A 532-nucleotide genomic window follows, 5' to 3' on the forward strand; every position below is an offset into this window, starting at 1 on the left:
GGTGACCACCTTGGAGACGCTCGGTGCGCTGAAGCTCAACGGGGTTGATGTCACGCTGAACCAGGTCATCAGCGCAGCCGACATCACGGCGGGCAAGCTGACCTACACCCCGGTGGCCAACGGCAACGGCACGGGCTACGCGAGCTTCGGCTTCAAGGTCAGCGACGGTATTCAGAACTCGGCCAGCGCCTACACGATGACGCTCAACGTCACGCCGGTCAATGACGCACCGACGGGGGCAGTCACCATCAGCGGCACGGCCACCCAGGGCCAGACCCTGACTGCTTCGAACACGCTGGCGGATGTGGACGGCCTGGGCACGATCAGCTATCAGTGGCTGGCCGATGGCACGGCGATCACGGGAGCCACCGCTTCTACCTTTACGCTGACCCAGGCCCAGGTGGGCAAGGCTATGAGCGTCAAGGCCAGCTACACCGACAGCCAAGGGACGGCCGAAAGCAAGATCTCTTTGGCGACGACGGCAGTGGCCAATATCAACGACGCCCCGACGGCCAGCAACCGTGCGGTGACC

General features: G+C 64.3%; 1 protein-coding gene. It reads left to right on the top strand.

Going from position 1 to position 532, the window contains the following annotated elements; all coding sequences use genetic code 11:
* A partial coding sequence (locus C6P64_RS18225; RefSeq protein ID WP_211296855.1) for a hypothetical protein occupies positions 1-532 on the top strand: 532 nt, incomplete at both ends.

It is taken from the genome of Malikia granosa, assembly GCF_002980595.1.
In the GTDB taxonomy this organism is placed as follows: Bacteria; Pseudomonadota; Gammaproteobacteria; order Burkholderiales; family Burkholderiaceae_C; genus Malikia; species Malikia granosa.